The following is a 16396-nucleotide window of genomic DNA, read 5'->3' on the forward strand; positions in this document are numbered from 1 at the left end:
GATAGATAGTGAAAACGCTTGCTCGAAGGAAGATGACTGATGCAAATAAAACTCAATTGGATAACGTCTGCGCTTTGCCTGATGGTCTGCCTAGCTGGTGCGGTGGAGAATAAAGCCGACCCTGATGCTCCAAAACTTAAGCCGTGCAGGAAATGGGTTTATGTGATGGCAAACTTTGGTGTCAATGAACGCACGGATGCCGCCATTGCGTTATTGCGACGTGCTAAAAAGGCCGGATACAATGGTATGGTAGTGTCTGACGTGAAGTTTGAAAAATTCCAACTGGCAACACCGGATCTTATGGCCAATGTTAAACGATTCCGCCAGGCTTGCACGGAAGAAGGAATGGAGTTGATCGCCTGTGTGGCGCCATTCGGGTACGCTGATTATTTGCTTTCGAACGATCCCAATCTTGCGGAGGGTATGCCGGTTCGCAACGCTTCATTTATCGTTAAGGGCGGCAAACTGGTGCCTTTTGATGATACCACCAAACTAGTCAACGGAAACTTGGAGGATTGGAAAAGCGATGTTCCGACAGGCTGGGATGTGGAGAAACCTGGCACCGTATCTTTCCGTGATCATGTTGCCCAAGAAGGAAAAGCCTGCCTGCGTCAGCAGGATGCGCAAGGGACAGGTCGGCTCCGGCAGAAAATCGCGGTTCAACCCTGGCATTACTACCACGTCAGTGTCTGGATTAAGACGGAGGATTGTGCCAGTAAGGATTGGCGTATAGCGGCTTTTGATGGTGAGAAATTGCTTAACTGGCAACAACCCTCTATTAAACCCACGCAGGATTGGAAGCAATATCATGCCACTTTCTGTAGCTTGGAAAACACCTCATTGACTTTGCTTATCGGTAGTTGGAACGGCAAGAAGGGCAAGGTCTGGTTTGATGACGTCAGGGTGGAACCGGCTGGATTCGTCAATATTATCCGCCGTGACAGCACGCCCCTGAAGGTGACAAGCGCTAATGGTCAGATACTGTATTCCGAGGGCAGGGATTTTGACAGGGTGGTGGATCCGAAACTCGATTGTGACCCGAATCCCGGTTATTTCTCCAACTGGCATGAATCGCCAGTAATTTCCATCCCTACTGGTAGCCGGCTGAAAGATGGGGATAAGGTGCTGGCTAGTTACAATTTTGCCAGCACCTGTGGCAAACCGAACAATATCAATATATGCATGAGCGAACCCAAAACCTATGAACTCATTGAAAAGCAAGTCCGTTGGGTGAAGGAGACTGTTCAGCCTGATATTTACATGATGTCACATGATGAGATCCGGATGAATGGCTGGGATGATCCTTGTGCCACGAGCGGCAAAACCAGTGGGGAGATTCTGGCGGATAATATCGGGCGTTGTGCAGCAATTATCAAACATGTGGCGCCCGGAAGATCGATTGTGGTCTGGAACGATTTATTCGATCCCTATCATAATGCCCGCGACAAGGATGAAAACGGGAAGCCGTTTATTATGTATATGAGCAAGGGTGGGTGGTTCGGCTCATGGGAAGGTCTGCCGCCAGATGTGGGAATTGTAAACTGGAATGGTGGCAGCATCGATTCTTATAAGTTTTTTGCCAAACATGGCAATCAGCAGATTCTCTCCGGTGATAAGCCGGACAAGATCGGCGTATGGCTGAAATGTGTCGGGGATTTACCAGGCATAGCAGGTGCCATGTATACAACTTGGGACAACGACTTCGGCCCCGTGGTGGAGAAGTACGCCGATGTAATCAGTCAGCATGAAAAAAGGGAATAACATACAGCTGGGGCGGATGATCATGCCTGAGAACGCCCATGCAAAATGGCTGATAGCGTTTGCCGGGTCTGTTGCCATCTTCATCACGGGTTGCCAGGCACCAAGCAGTCATAGGGATGCTGAGGTCTGGAGGGGCAGCGATTTTGAGGGAGGCATGACCGGTGGCTGGGCTGGTATGGGCGGAGCGACTGTGGCTGTGACACGTGCTCATGCATCACAGGGAAGGCATGCCTTGGCCGTTTCATTGCCAATCGGCAAATATCCGGGGATCATTTGTGAGTTTACCAAGCCTCAGGATTGGTCCGATTGTGTCGCTTTACGCTTTCATGTGTTCAATGCGGAGCAGCACGCAGTGACGGTCAGTATTCGTGTGGATGATACCGGTAGCCGGAGCTTTTCGACACGCTACAACGATGATGTCTATGCGCATCGCCTTGCTCCCGGTGACAATGAGGTTGAGATGACGCTGCTTGCGTTGAGGCAGGGAAGTTTTCTGGCACGTGGTTTGGATGTGGATCGTATTTCTGCCGTCCGTATCTTTGCCAATCTGCAAACAACGGCAAAACTGATCTTTGATGACTTCCGATTGGTGCGTTCTGAGTGTAACGGCCCAACCTACCGGCCATTAATGGATTTCTCAGGAACAGATACAGTTACGAGGTGGAGTACAGCCAATGGGGCGACAGCACTGCAGGTACCGGCTACGATCAATGCGTCCGCTGCTTTAGAGGTTACGATGCGTGGTGATGCTTTTCCTCGCCTCGGGATTGTGCCCTCGGTAACGAACTGGCTCGGCTATGATCTGCTCCGCATGAGCTTCAATTGCGAGGCAGAAACCAGGCCGACGAGTCTTGAAGTCAAGGTTACCGATGTCACCGGTCGGCGTCAGACGGTGAATCTTCATGATTTGGTTCAGCCGGGTCTCAACGAGATCGCCATTCCATTGGACATCTTCGGCGAAGTGGCGCTTGGCCGGGTGGCGGAAGTCGCACTGTTTGCTGCACCTTCAAAGCCACAAACAATGCGGGTGACATCGTTCGGACTGCAACGAGTGGTTACCGTACCGTTTCCTGCAATCCGGGACGCCGCCGTGACGAATGCCGCTTTGATACTGGATTTGGCTGGCTTCCGCGTGCATGGCAGGGATGCGAGTGCGCTAACAGGTCGGAACACCGCGTTTCTTTTGCTGGTCCATGTGCCGTTGCGTAATGGTGAAACGCGTGTCATTCGGTGCAATTCAGCTGGTCTTAGTACACTCCAATACGCACTGCCTGAATCAGCACTGCAGGACTACTGTTTAGGGAGGGGCATTCACGTCTGGATCTATGTGTCTGACCATGGTGTATGGGAATGCTGGCATCGGATTGTCGGATATGGCGGCATGCCTGAGATTGTGCCATTGAAATATGAGAATTAGTAATGGGCGAGAAAACCGGATAAAAAAAGAAAGTATATAATGAAAACATCTCAAGTTTATCGTGCCTTCGCTGTTGGCGTAGCTGCCATTCTCTGGCTGGTGACCTCGTCGCATGCGGCTGTCCGCAATCTTAAGGTGGTTACCGATGCCAGTCCGGATTACTCGGATATGGAGAGCATGGTGCGCTCCATGTGCAGCAACTGGGAGAAGGATGCCGACAAGATGTGGGCGCAATTCTACTGGTTGCACATTGCCCGGCGTCAGACCACGCCGATCAAGTTGCATGGATTTCCCCTGACCGATCCAATCCGGCAGTTTAACGATTATGGCTACACCATGTGCTCGACTATTTCAGGCAACAAGTGTTCGATCTGGAACTATATGGGGTATCCCTGTCGCTATTTCGATATTAACAATCATACCGTCTGTGATGTGTGGTATGAGGGGGGCTTTCACCACTATGACAATTCGTTATCGATGTATTACACGCTTCCCGACGGCAAGACCGTGGCCAGTGTGGAAGACATTGGCAAGATAATGGCTGGACCGGAAACCGGCGGCAAGGAAGTGCTCGGCTATATTGCCCTTTATCATGCCGTCACTGGAACCAGTCCTGACGGGTTCTGTGAGGGGGCTGATGACGCCCGTCCTTTGCAACAGATCGTCCATGACTTTGTGCCCGCGTATCTCAAGTATCGCACATACTATTATGATCAGGACCGGGGACATCGCTACATTCTGAATCTGCGTGATGGTGAGGCCTATACTCGCTACTATGCGCGGCAGGATGCCAGTAGCCCATCTGCTTTGACTTACAAGGGGAACTATAAGGCCGATCCGGCATATTTTGTGCCTAATGGAACGGTTGATGGAATGCCTTTGGATCCAGAATTGGAAAATGTCCGGTATCACATCCGGGGCAATGGGGATCGCAGCTATATTCCCATTCTGGACTCTGCACATTTGCTCGGATCCCTCCATAGTGCAGGTAACATCCGGGCTCTGGCCCCCGGGCTCCAGCCTGTTATTGCGGGCAAACCAGGTGAGGCAATATTTAAGGTTGAGGGAGCCAATGTCATTACAAGTCTTAAGATCAAGGCGTTGGGAGTTCTGGCTACGGTTGAAGACGGGTTGTCCATTGCCATCTCTACCAGCAACGGAATGCAATGGAAAGAGGTCTGGAAAAGCGACAAAGCCGGTGAACCTAAGGCCGATCTCAAATTGATAGATGAAGTCAATGGTGCCTATGAGGTTTTGGTAAAAGTGACCCTTCTGGCCAGGACGAAGCCGGAAGATGCTCAACTTAAATCCATTCGATTTGACACGATCACTGAGGTCAATAGTAAGACTCAACCCCAATTGCAGTTGGGTAAGAACACGGTTTATGTTGGGATCGGCGAGCAGACAGAATCCATTGTTATCTGGCCTGAGTTGCAGGCGGGTCATTATAAACCCTTTGCTGTGGACGAGAAGAACATCAAGTGTGCGGATGAGAATCCCGGCTACTACGGGACAATCACCCCGGCCACTCCTAATGCGGAGGGGTATGTGGTCTTTAAAGTCGACGCACCGACCGACATTACACGGATCACTTATGGGGGGCGTCTCTGTAACCGTGTCCCAAAGAGCCATATTGATTTTTCGCACAGTTTTGATGGCGGCAAGACTTGGATCAAGAGTTACACTCTGACCGACACCAAGGCCCCTTGGGATGTGATTCATTATGAAGCTGTCGATGTTATACCGGCGGGAACACGTAGTGTCCTGTTCAGATACGCGCTGACAACACCCTCAACCGAAGCTCCTGCCTGTGGGCTTTACGCGGTTCGAATGGAGGTCAACCACAAGCCGGCCATGCCTGGTGGCGGACCAGTGGAGGTGACGTTCAATTGGAGCGAACGCCAGAAAGATTACACGTTGGTGCCGCGATCCCATGTTCAGTTGGTGGATAAATTCCCAAGCACCTATATCATTAACGTCGGGGGGGCTGATCATCCCATTGTGGATGCCCTGACTGTGAATCCCAAGGGGGCGATGGGTGTGGTCAAGTACGGCTATAGTGATGGCAAGGATGTCGGGGGTGAAAAGTGGGTCGGGAAATGGGCCACTTACGGAAAGAATCTGGCCGCGGGAAAGCCATACACCGTGTCGGTTCCCTCGGCAACGACCTGGGGCGCCGGAGATCCTGAAGGGAAGAGACTCACCTCTGGCAGAGTTGGGTCAAGTTATACCGGGGGAGGCACCTATGCGATGGGAGCCCTTTATCAGGCGGGTACCCACCCGGAAATCGTGGTTGACCTTGGCGCTCCCCAGAAGTGTGCGGCCTTCCGTATTCATGTCCTCGGTTATCCTGGATGGGATGCACTTAAGGGTGAGGTCAAAGATCAGGTTGAAGTCCTCACGAGTCTCGATGGAAAAGATTATAAGAGTGCCGGAGCTTTTGATTCCAACCTGCGCTGGAAGGAGTTGCCGGTTAATTTTATGTGGCCTGATTACGAAGGATTACAGGCCTATAATTTCTTCCTGCCGCTGGCTGTTCCCGTGGATGCGCGTTACGTGAAATACAGCCTTACTCCGAAGCGGAGTATGGGGGTCACCCAGGTACAGGTGCTTGATGGATTCAAATTTGAGCCCTTTGATCTGAAGATTGCCCTGCCAGATCCCACCAGCAATGGTAAAGCGCCCCCCAAAGCAGATTTAAGTCCCAATGCTAAACAATGGAAGGAAAGCGAATTACCCACAACGATCGGACAGCCGGTGAAGCGTTCTGAGCGGTGAGGTGATTGATCCATGCAGGCCCAGACCATTACCATGACGACGCTTCGGGAAGAAAGGCTATCGCTACCGTGTGCTAATTTGGGTACGGAAAATCCTTTGCCTTTCTTCCGGTTGCCCGCTGATGATATCTCCATGTCTGTGGATGTCTCGGTGGATGAGGAGGATCGGCGACGGCTTGGATGGCGTTGTGGGCATCGTGTTCTGCCTTATCGTCTGCAAGACGGATTTGATCGTCAGCTTGAGGATCGCGATATTCAGGTGCTAATATTGGAAAATGAACATTTATGTGCAATGGTCGCGCCCGGGCTTGGCGGGCGCCTGTTATCCCTTTTCGACAAGGAGGCCCAACGCGAACTACTTGATCGTAATCCCGTTTTTCAGCCTGCTAACCTGGCATTACGCAACGCCTGGTTCAGCGGCGGAATTGAATTTAATGTCGGTCAATTCGGCCATCATTATCTGACCTGTTCACCATTATTTGCCGCCCGTATTACCGGCTCCACGGGCGAACCGGCATTGAGGGTTTATGAATGGGATCGCGTCAAATGTTTCCCCTACCAGATTGATTTTCATTTGCCGCCCGGATCACGCTTTTTGTTTACCCATGTCCGGATTGTTAATCCACATGACCATGAAATTCCAATGTACTGGTGGACCAATATGGCTTTGCCGGAAAATGAGAAAACCCGTGTGCTCTGTCCGGCTGACACGATTTTGGATACCGACTTGGATGCCCCCCTTGTGGCCCGGTCGGGTGCGCCATGGAAAGCAGAGGGACATGACTTGACCTATGGCTGCAAAATGCCTCGCCCACGTGAGTGCTTTTTCCGGATTCCGACGGCCCAGCGGCCTTGGGAGGCTGTGGTCGAGGCTGATGGACGGGGCTTCGTTCATGTTTCAACCCCGCAGTTGATGGGGCGTAAAGTTTTTTACTGGGGCAGGGGACCGGATGGGAAGCATTGGCAGGAATTTCTTTCTGTTCCTGGACGGGCCTATTTGGAGATCCAGGCGGGGCTTGCCCGCACTCAGATGGAACATGTACCGATGCCGGCGGGGGAGACATATGAGTGGACGGAAGCGTTCGGGAGCATTTCAGTGGATGCAGAACTGGCTCATTCCCAGGATTGGGCAGAAGCAACAGGGTGCGTTGAAGTTGATCTCGTTGCGCGGTTACCTAAACGGGTGATCCATTCCCTTGACGCATGTTTCTGTCAACTTGCCAAGCAAAGTGGATCGAATTTGCTCGCTCGCGGCTCCGGATGGGGTGCGCTCGAACGGCGTCGTCTAGCCGCTCTGCATTTGGCCGATAATATACCCGTTGAATTTGATTTCGGGGAAACGGGCGAGGAACAGCGGCCGTGGGTGGAATTATTGGAGGAAGGGTATTTCCCGCTTTCAAAAGAGCCGGGGCATCTTATGACTCAACCGGAGTGGCAGTTCTTGTTGAAACGTTCCATTATGGAAGGCCGTTCAGATCACTGGTTGGCGTGGTGGCACCTGGGTAATATGTGCATGGAGAACCGCGACTATGTGGGGGCGCGGCAAGCTTGGGAAAGTTCGCTTGATCGGCAGGTGACGGGATGGGCGCTTCGGAATCTGGCTATTGCTACTGCCCGTACGTCGTCTCCCCGGCTTTCCGCTTCTTTCAGGATGAAGCCGGAACCACCCTCTACTGATGCGGCGATGTTATTGCTTAGGGCATGGGAGGTTGGTCCCAGAATTGCGCCACTCGCCATCGAAGCGGCGAGAATGCTCCTTGTGACCAAGCAACATGAGCGCTTATCGACCTTTCTCGCTTCTCTTCCCGAGTTGATTCGCCAGCATGAGCGTATCGTTCTTCTTGCTGCATCCTCTGCTCTGGAAATGGGCCGTTTGAGCGAAGTCGAGCCGGTCTTTCATCGGCATTATGTCAGTATCCGCGAAGGGGAAACGACGCTTACGGAACTCTGGTACGGATACTATGAAAGAAAGCTGGCAGCAGGGAAGCCGGTCGAAGAGGCCTTGCGAAACTATGTTCGTAAAGAGTTTCCTCTACCAGTGCATCTTGCATTTCGCCTAATATGATAGAAAAACGATCGGACTATGTCATTTAACTTGATGTCATTTTTGATGGAGAAACGGCCCTGTTCCATTGCTGTTCTACCCTGGCCTGCCCACCTGCGGCTCCTGGTTTTAGCGCCTCACCCTGATGATTTCGACGCCATCGGCGTCACCCTGCGATTCCTGATGCAGAAGGGGAACACTCTGGATGTTGTTGTGTCTAGAACCGGGAGTGGGGTCGAGGATGAGTATCGACCTGGTTTGAATCTTGAGGGGAAGGCAGATCTGAGAGAGTGCGAGCAGCGGGCAAGTTTGCGTTTTTTTGGATTGCCGGAGTCCTGCATGGAGTTCCTGTCGTTCGATAATGATATGGGGGATCAATTAATTGATAATCCTGCCAACCTTGCCAAAATCGAAAAGGTGCTTCAGGAAAAATCACCCGACCTTGTTTTCCTCCCTCACGGCAATGATACTAACAGTGGGCATCAGGCCATGCATTCCCTTTTCAAACAGGCCGCACCACGGTGTGGGCGTCCTTTCGTCGCATTTCTCAATCGCGATGCCAAAACGGTAGCTATGCGAACCGATGTCTATTTGCCATTTGGCCCGGATCAAGCTCGGTGGAAGGGCGAACTGTTGCGATTCCATGACTCTCAGCAACAGCGTAATCTTCGCACACGTGGATCCGGTTTCGATGATCGTGTCATGCAACTCAATGCCCGAACGGCTGGTGAGTTGCACATTAGTGAGCTATATTCTGAAGCCTTTGAGATGGAGTGTTACACTATGCCTGCGGAGAAATTATAATAAAATCAGGTCTCGCTATGCGCACACGACTTATTCGCATCACAACCACAAGCTTAATCTTGCCGACAATTCTCAGTCGGGCTCATCCGCTTGAGAAAACGCGCAATCTGGAACATGCCGGGCGATGGCTTCAACGGGCGGGTGAGGCCAAATCCGATCTGGTACTACTTCCTGAAGGTTTTGCAACAAAAGGCCTGAAACAGACGTTTATCGGTACATGTGCTTCCTACAGGCAAATCTGTGAGGCCTTGCCGGGCGGGGAGATCGCTGAATTTGTTGCGACCTATGCCCGGCGGTATTCCATGAATGTTGTCGCGCCCATTTTTGAACGTGATGGGGCTCATCTGTATAATACGGCGGCAATCTTCGACCGCCGGGGCGTTCTGGTGGGAAAATATCGCAAAACACACTTGCCGCCGCCCGGGGAAGCCTCCATTTTTACGGCCGGAAATGAGACGTCTGTTTTTGAATTGGATTTCGGGCGGGTCGCTGTGGCTATCTGCTATGATCTCAATTTTCCCGAATTGGCGCGAACCTATGCGCTCAAGGGGGCGGAGTTATTGTGCTGGCCAACCATGTGGGGGAATACGGCCGACTACCAGCTTGCCTTTATGCGAGGACAGGCATTGGCTAATACCATATTTTTTGCGGGGGCTAATTTCTGCATGCCGGTCAAGGCCGGTCATCCGGGGCAAAGTGCCATTATCGCGCCCGATGGCTGCATTCTGGCCAACACCGGTAATCGCCCGGGCATTGCCACTGCGGTGATTGATTTAAATCACCCTCGACTCAAGGAACGGCGTGTGTTGATCAAGGGGCGCCGCCCATCACTATACAGGAAATTGGTGAAAGCCCTGTAATGGATGCCACTCCTAACTACCGTGTTGGCAACCTTGTCTATACGAAACGGGGGCTATTATCGCTATTCTTATGGCTGATTTGGTTTGATTTCTGTTTTCAGCTGATGGAGATGGTCATTCCTCCTGTTTTGCAGTTCCGTCTTAAGAACGATCTCAAGGCGGATGCTTTTCTCTTTACCCTTTTCATGTCCATTTTGCCGGCCATCATTAACTTCATTCTTGCTCCGATTATCAGTATCAAATCCGATCGGCACCGCGGGCCTCGTGGGCGTCGTATTCCGTTCTTGCTCTATGGAGCGCCGGTAGCCTGCATCAGCCTCGTTTTTTTGGCGTTTGGCAATGAAATCGCCGCGTGGATTCAGAATATGTTTCTGCCGGGCCACTCTGTGGATAGTGTCACCGTCTGGACGTTCGGCAGTTTGTTTTTGGTTTTCACGGTTTCCAATGTCTTTCTCGGTACGACTTTCTATTTTTTGTTCAACGATGTCGTGCCGGAGTCCCATTTCATCAAGTTCACCGCCTATATGCGCGCCGCTTATACACTGGCCCAGATGGTTTTTAGCTGGTTTATTTACGGGTATTTAACTTATTGGGGGCCTCTGAACATCAACCTGAGGTTTTTTGAATTCCACGCCACGAATTTCTGGTACCCCAAGCTTATTCTGATAGGAACGGCCATTTTTTATATGGTTGCGGCCACGCTCGCATTGCTGAATATCAAGGAGCCTGAATACCCGCCACCACCTCCCCTGGGGGAAGGCGAAGGGTTCTGGGCACGTACTGGCAACACCATGCGGACACTCTTTATGGAGTGCTTCAGTCATCGCTTTTATGTGATTTATTTCATCACCTGCGTGGCAATGTGGATGAGCTTTCAGATGGGTATCTTCATGAACCCCATGCGCAAAGATGTAGGGATGGATCTGATGTTGCTGGGTAAAATTGGTGCGGGAACCGGTTTCATAGGCCTTATTCTCGCCTTGTTGACGGCCAAATACGGTTCCCGGTATCGTCCTTTGCCGCTGATGATCTTTGCCTTGAGTCTGCAGGTGGCCACCTCGTTGATTGCCTGGTTGTTCCTCATGCCCGGGCGCAGTCCGATGTTTTATATGGGTGTTGAGGTCGGTCGCAGTTTGCTCAACCTGCCGGTGTTGGTGCTGTTCAGTGTGGCTGACAGTGCGTTACCCATGTCGCTTTTGCCGCGTGACCGCTATGGTCAGTTCTGTGCTGCGCAATCGATGTTGCGCATGATCCTGGGCCAGTTTATTGGCGGACTGCTGGCCGGCTGGCTGATGCGTACCCTGGAGAATCATTTCGGAAGTTATGCCCTGCGCTTCGCGTTTGTCTGGAGCACTCTGTTCCAGGCCTTGGCCCTGGGATGTTACCTTGTCCTTTACCGTGAGTGGCAGCGATTGGGGGGCAAGGAGAGTTTTCGGCCACCACCTGTTGGTCAATCATTTGATAACTCTGATCAATCTAACAACAAGGCTCATGTTGAAGCCACTTGAGGATAAATTGATGAAAACAAAGGATATTTTTAGGCAAAAAGTGATGCGATCTGCTCTGGCCGCAGGGGTGTTCGCAATATCAGGAACCCCATTCGTTGGGTATGGGGCGGAACTCCCTGTCGTGGTGAGTCACATTAAAGTGCTTTCCGATAAGGTTGAGGACGTCTCCAGTCCCGAGGATTGGCGTAAGACGTACATCAAGCAGGGGATGAGCGATCAGGAAAAAACGCTGGCTATCTGGAAAACGGTGGTGAAGTACCGTCATCAGACCGTTCCGCCAAACGAGTATCTTGGTGATATGCATGACATCTTCAAGACTATCCATGTTTACGGTTATGGCCAATGCTGTTGCGCCTCGGCCTGCTGTGAATCGTTGGCGCGTTACCTCGGGTTTGAAGCGCGTGGGCGTATCATCAATGCACATAGTGTGCCGGAGGTGTTTTATGGGGGTGCCTGGCATCTGATTGATGGTTCGTTGATGAACTACTTCCTGAAGGGAGACGGCTCGATTGCCAGTGTGGACGATGTTCGCCATGACGTACGGGGCTGGTTCGACCAGAACCCCGGGGAGGCAAAGGAGCTGCGCGGTAACGGTGCCAAACTGCGTGCTTTTTCAGCGAATGAAGGATGGAAGCACGGTCCGGCGCTTTTGGCGGGTAGTACCTTTTACGATGCCAACGGAATCAACCCGGCAGGATGGCATGGCTGGTGGTCAAACATGCAGGAATATGATTGGTCCGATGAGAAAGCCAAGGTTTTTGATTACGGTGGCATGATGGGGTACCAGCTCAACATTCAGCTGCGTCCCGGTGAGCGGATCACGCGCAACTGGTTTGACAAGGGCGACCACATTAATGCCCCCGAGGGCAATCCGGGCCTTCTGGGTAATAATCGTGGTCCACTTGGCCTTCAGGCAAAATGGGGCGACATCGCCCCAGGCCGTATCGGCAACGGCACGCATGAATATGATGTGCCGCTGACCAGCGAGGGACTGCCTGCAGCTTGCCTGCAATTTGAGAACCTCAAGGTCGGTAAATCGCCGGCGTTGACTACCGTCGATGCCGCCAAGTCCGGGGTGATGGTTATTCGCATGCCCAGCAGTTATGTTTACCTTGGCGGTACCATCTCTTTGCGACCGGTGGTTACCAAAGGTGCGGTGACCCTGTCCGTCAGTCGCAATCAGGGGTTGGACTGGGAAGAGTTGGCGGTATACAATTCGACACTTGCGGCGCCGGTCGAAATAGACCTGAGCAAGTATATTCGGCGCTTTTATGACTACCGCCTCAAATTCACCTTCACTGGCATAGCCGGTCTCGACGTTCTGCGTATCAGTCAGCGCATTCAGCATGCCCAGACGCCACTGCCTGCGCTAACCGTCGGACGCAATGCCATCACTTTTTCAACTGATCCTGAAGAAGGCACGATTACCTATGAAGGCAACATGGACATAGAACAGGCACAACAGCATCAGCAGCTTGCTTATACCGACTTTCATCCGGTGGTTGAAGGCTTAAAGGCCAAGTATTTGGCTGTGGGTGAGACCGGTCTGGGTACCGCAACTTTTTCGCTGACCTCCCCGGGAGATATGAAACGAGTTCGAATGAGTATGCACTACCGCGCCCGCGACCTGAAGGGCAAAGACGGCTATGATGCGGATCTTTCATTTGATGCCGGAAAGACATGGCAGTCTGTTGCAAAATTCGACAAGGGGCAGCCTGCCAACGAGCGATACGTGATTTTTGAAACGGTGCCGAAGGACGTCCATAAGGCGTTACTGCGGTTGAGCGGGTATCAGAATAACACCGCCTGCATTTTTAATTTGCGTGTGGATGTCGACTACGTCGAACCACATGGCGGCTTCCGCCCTGTGAAGATCACCTATGTGTGGGAAGAGAACGGTGTGGGCAAACAGGACATCCACATTGCCAAAACGCCGCAGGAGACCTATGCCATTACTTGTGCTGCTGCGCCGCTGATGAAGAGTATCGTGCTTGAGCTGGCTCCAACTGTAACGATGAAATTTTGAGAGGATTTCAAATGGGTGCAGTATTAAAGGCTTTTAAAAATGTCCGGGGACGGTGGTATACGGTGAGTCTTCATGCCAGCGCGTCGCTGTTGAAAATTTCGGCGCGTCGCTCCCGGTTTCATCTTTATGTCCCGTTAGTTTCAGCGTGCGACCAGCCGGGAAAGCGCGATGTTCATCAAGCGCTCTCAAAGTTCTGTGTCACACGCCGCGGTAACACCACAATCTTGACTTATACGGAGACAAGCGATTTGTGGGAGCGTAAGGAATACACCTACGAGTTTCATCCAGACCGTATTGTGCACTATTACCGCGTTTTTGGCCGTGGCCCAGTCGGGCACGTCAATTTTTTTAGATCCTGGATGGATGATCCAACGACGGTGGAGCAGGAACTGGGTGTGGTACCGGGGTTCGATACTGTGTTCAGTCCGGCGGTCAATTTCATGGGTAAGGTGTTTCACTTTGCGGGTGATACATCAATTATCACCTCCGGCGATGACCAGATGTACTGGGGGTCTGGACTCGCGAGTGCTCCTTTCTGTTTTTGTCTCAACGATCGTAGTGACAATTTCTGGCTGTGGGCGGGCCTTGGAGTGCGACCCGGCAAGTATACTTTTGAAACATTCAGCTATAACGAGAATACCACCAAACGTATTTACGGTGCTGGTGGTTTTGCCTGCAATTATAACGGAAAACTGCTGGTAGACGGCTCTTGGGAATCTCCACATATCGTTTTAGGTGCGGCACGTGACCCGTATGAAGGCCTGACCAAGTATGTTGGAATGCTCAAGCGGCACTATGGACTGTCGTTACCCCGACGGCATAAAAATATCCCAACCTGGTGGCGCTCTCCGATTTTTTGTGGCTGGGGTGATCAGATGAGTTTGGGCTATCGTGAGCATGGTAATGTTGAGGGGATTGCCTTCAACGCCTATTGCACACAGAAATTGCATGATCACTGGCTTCACATTCTGCGCCGTCACCGCATTCGACCCGGGCAGATTATCATTGATGCAGGTTGGGAGCAACCCGGCACTACGGGCGACTTGTTGGTGAACGAAACGCGCTGGCCGGACCTGCGAGGTTGGATTGAGGCTCGACGGGAGGAGGGAATCCGGACACACCTGTGGATGTGCGCCTGGAATCGCGATGGGGTGCCGGATGACGAATGCATTACACGCCAGGACGGGACACCCGTAGCGCCAGACCCCACCAACCCAAAACATGAACGACGCCTGCGCGCCATGGTTCGACGCTTACTGACTGACGCGCCTGAGGGCTATAACGCGGACGGTCTCAAAATCGATGGCCAGATGAATTGCCCGCTTGGCCCAGGTCTCCGAAACACCGGGAATATTTGGGGCTTGGAGCTGCAGCGCTGTTATCTGCGGATTGTTTATGATGAGGCCAAGGCCTGCAAACCGGAGGCCTTGGTCGGAACATTCTTTGCCAATCCCTACCTTGCGGATCTAAGCGACGTCGTCCGTACGGCTGACCAGTTCAGTATTAAATCCTCGCCAGAGGATACCATGCGTCATCGTGCCCGTTTGTTGTCAATTGCGATGCCGGGTTGCCCGATTGATACGGATCACGCCTTCTGGTATGACCTGCGTGAAAACTGGATTGACATCATGCAAGCGCAACTGACCTGCGGCATCCCCTGCCTTTACCATGCGCAGTATGTATGGCACAAACGCCCGTTTTGCCGTCCGTATATCGAAGAGATGACGGATGCACAATACGCTGCGATACGCAGGGCGTTTAATACGCAATGGCGTCTTCTCGGGACTCGCCCGCAATGAACTGCCGGATGCAAGACACCTTGACATGCCACGGGTTACAACTATTTTACTGCTGATTGCTTTCCGGCCACGTACGGTTGTGTCAGCGGAGACTGGCGAATGCCGGTCCGCGGCATGCTCATGATGGTCCGGTGAAGTATGTTGCATAACGCTTTACGCAGGAGCCCTACGCGTATTGCTCTGCAGCATCGATGGCCAACCGGGTCCAGCGGTGAAGTCGATCCGGGTGACCTGCGAGGGTTTGGAGTTCACGCAAGACGATCTGGTATGGGCGTCCCTGGAGACGTTTCGCGCCATCAAGCAGCTCTTCCCGGATGGAGATTTCATCATGAGGGAAGACGACGTCAGAGGCTTTTTGCCGCCACATGATGCAGTATTTTTCGGGAACAAGATCCAGCGCCACCTTCAAGGTAGTCCAAGCGCTGCAGACGAAAATTCTCAAGTTAGGTATGGTAAGCACACCGGGAATTTTACGGCCGAGATTTTCACAACAACCGTAGCAGGAGAAGCCGAATCGGGCGAAAATGGGTTTCTGGTACTCCAGGCAGAACTCTTCCCACATTTCCGGGGAAGCCATATCAAATTCCTGACTGTTGCCAGCGCACCAGCAATTGGCAAGTGAGGCACGGCCATGGCGCAACTCACCAATGGGATCCGAGCAGAGCATAGGTTCCTCCGTATTCGGGGTGATAAGCCCAGTTTGCTCCCAGAATTCCAATAATTTAAGTCGGGCGTCTCGCATATGGCGCATGAGCCTGTGCATAAGTTCAGGTTGGTCGAGCATGTCGATCATGATTTGTTCCAGTCCCCTCAATTCTGCAGCTGTGTTTGATAGGGTGGCGCTGTCATAACCGGGGCCGCAGTACAGGCGGATAGGCATGGTGTTGCTAAGTAGTGTCTGCGCCTGCTCTATGGCCCGTTCGGAAGCCGCTTTGTCAAAACTCCATTCAGGTATGACAAGTTTATCGAAATCGTCTTCAGTTTGTAGGGGCGGGTTGAAGCCCCAGGCGCCTCCCTTGATCTGGGAAGGGTGATGATGAATGTCTACTCCCCAGATGTTTGTGGGCGAAACGTTGAGGATGGCAGGAATGTCGAAAACAGGCGAAATGGTGGTATCGTCGCCGATCTCCACTTTGTGGAGGATCTGGAGAAAATGGCGCTCAATCAACCGGAGCCAGAGATGGTTGCAGCGGAGCGTTGAATCAGGAATAATTTCATCCCAGGCGCCAATGGGTTTGCACCAGACCGGGGCGCGGTCGGGTTTCCTGAGTGCGTTGACATCCTTCCAGCGTTTTCTAATGGCATTCATTTCCGGGCGGTGAGCGGCTTCGGTAACGCGTGTGGCGAGTTCACGAATCCAATATCGATCTTGATCAGAATAATTCATAAAGGGGAGTCTT

At 52.2% G+C, this 16396-nt stretch carries 10 protein-coding genes; 9 read left to right on the top strand and 1 reads right to left on the bottom strand.

What is annotated here, in order from left to right:
- Positions 1-39: 39 nt before the first annotated feature.
- The 9 genes from WCS52_00885 to WCS52_00925 are packed head-to-tail and all read left to right on the top strand — an operon-like array spanning position 40 to position 14996.
- Positions 40-1761 carry a hypothetical protein gene (locus tag WCS52_00885; GenBank protein MEI6165727.1) on the top strand — a complete coding sequence of 574 codons (1722 nt, stop codon included), beginning with the start codon at positions 40-42 and terminating at the stop codon, positions 1759-1761.
- Positions 1745-3178, top strand: coding sequence for a hypothetical protein (locus WCS52_00890; GenBank protein ID MEI6165728.1), 1434 nt, complete (start codon positions 1745-1747; stop codon positions 3176-3178). The genes WCS52_00885 and WCS52_00890 overlap by 17 nt, the downstream gene beginning before the upstream one ends.
- Before the next feature lie 39 nt (positions 3179-3217).
- Positions 3218-5956, top strand: coding sequence for a hypothetical protein (locus tag WCS52_00895; GenBank protein ID MEI6165729.1), 2739 nt, complete (start codon positions 3218-3220; stop codon positions 5954-5956).
- A 12-nt stretch (positions 5957-5968) separates the two neighbouring features.
- Positions 5969-8020: a DUF5107 domain-containing protein gene (locus WCS52_00900; GenBank protein MEI6165730.1), complete on the top strand. Its 2052-nt coding sequence runs from the start codon at positions 5969-5971 to the stop codon at positions 8018-8020.
- 18 nt (positions 8021-8038) lie between these two features.
- Positions 8039-8803 (top strand): PIG-L family deacetylase, encoded by a 765-nt coding sequence (locus WCS52_00905; protein ID MEI6165731.1) that lies wholly within the window; start codon positions 8039-8041, stop codon positions 8801-8803.
- Positions 8804-8862: 59 nt separating this feature from the next.
- Positions 8863-9663 (top strand): carbon-nitrogen hydrolase family protein, encoded by an 801-nt coding sequence (locus WCS52_00910; GenBank protein ID MEI6165732.1) that lies wholly within the window; start codon positions 8863-8865, stop codon positions 9661-9663.
- Positions 9663-11171, top strand: a complete 1509-nt coding sequence (locus WCS52_00915) for an MFS transporter (GenBank protein MEI6165733.1) — start codon at positions 9663-9665, stop codon at positions 11169-11171. The genes WCS52_00910 and WCS52_00915 overlap by 1 nt, the downstream gene beginning before the upstream one ends.
- 10 nt (positions 11172-11181) lie before the next feature.
- Entirely contained in the window at positions 11182-13197 is a 2016-nt protein-coding gene (locus WCS52_00920) for a hypothetical protein (protein MEI6165734.1), read from the top strand.
- A gap of 11 nt (positions 13198-13208) precedes the next feature.
- Positions 13209-14996, top strand: a complete 1788-nt coding sequence (locus WCS52_00925; protein MEI6165735.1) for a hypothetical protein — start codon at positions 13209-13211, stop codon at positions 14994-14996.
- Positions 14997-15162: 166 nt separating this feature from the next.
- Here WCS52_00925 and WCS52_00930 read toward each other — a convergent pair whose 3' ends face one another.
- On the bottom strand, positions 15163-16383 hold the full coding sequence (locus WCS52_00930) for a hypothetical protein (protein ID MEI6165736.1): 1221 nt from the start codon (positions 16381-16383) through the stop codon (positions 15163-15165).
- Between the last annotated feature and the right edge of the window lie 13 nt (positions 16384-16396).

Source organism: bacterium (genome assembly GCA_037128595.1).
In the GTDB taxonomy this organism is placed as follows: Bacteria; Verrucomicrobiota; Kiritimatiellia; order CAIKKV01; family CAITUY01; genus JAABPW01.

Excerpts from the sequence above, each read along its gene's own strand:
- WCS52_00905 (MEI6165731.1), top strand. The coding sequence starts at position 8,039 with ATGTCATTTAACTTGATGTCATTTTTGATGGAGAAACGGCCCTGTTCC.
- WCS52_00920 (MEI6165734.1), top strand. The coding sequence starts at position 11,182 with ATGAAAACAAAGGATATTTTTAGGCAAAAAGTGATGCGATCTGCTCTG.
- WCS52_00900 (MEI6165730.1), top strand. The coding sequence starts at position 5,969 with ATGCAGGCCCAGACCATTACCATGACGACGCTTCGGGAAGAAAGGCTA.
- WCS52_00890 (MEI6165728.1), top strand. The coding sequence starts at position 1,745 with ATGAAAAAAGGGAATAACATACAGCTGGGGCGGATGATCATGCCTGAG.
- WCS52_00915 (MEI6165733.1), top strand. The coding sequence starts at position 9,663 with ATGGATGCCACTCCTAACTACCGTGTTGGCAACCTTGTCTATACGAAA.
- WCS52_00925 (MEI6165735.1), top strand. The coding sequence starts at position 13,209 with ATGGGTGCAGTATTAAAGGCTTTTAAAAATGTCCGGGGACGGTGGTAT.
- WCS52_00895 (MEI6165729.1), top strand. The coding sequence starts at position 3,218 with ATGAAAACATCTCAAGTTTATCGTGCCTTCGCTGTTGGCGTAGCTGCC.
- WCS52_00930 (MEI6165736.1), bottom strand. The coding sequence starts at position 16,383 with ATGAATTATTCTGATCAAGATCGATATTGGATTCGTGAACTCGCCACA.
- WCS52_00885 (MEI6165727.1), top strand. The coding sequence starts at position 40 with ATGCAAATAAAACTCAATTGGATAACGTCTGCGCTTTGCCTGATGGTC.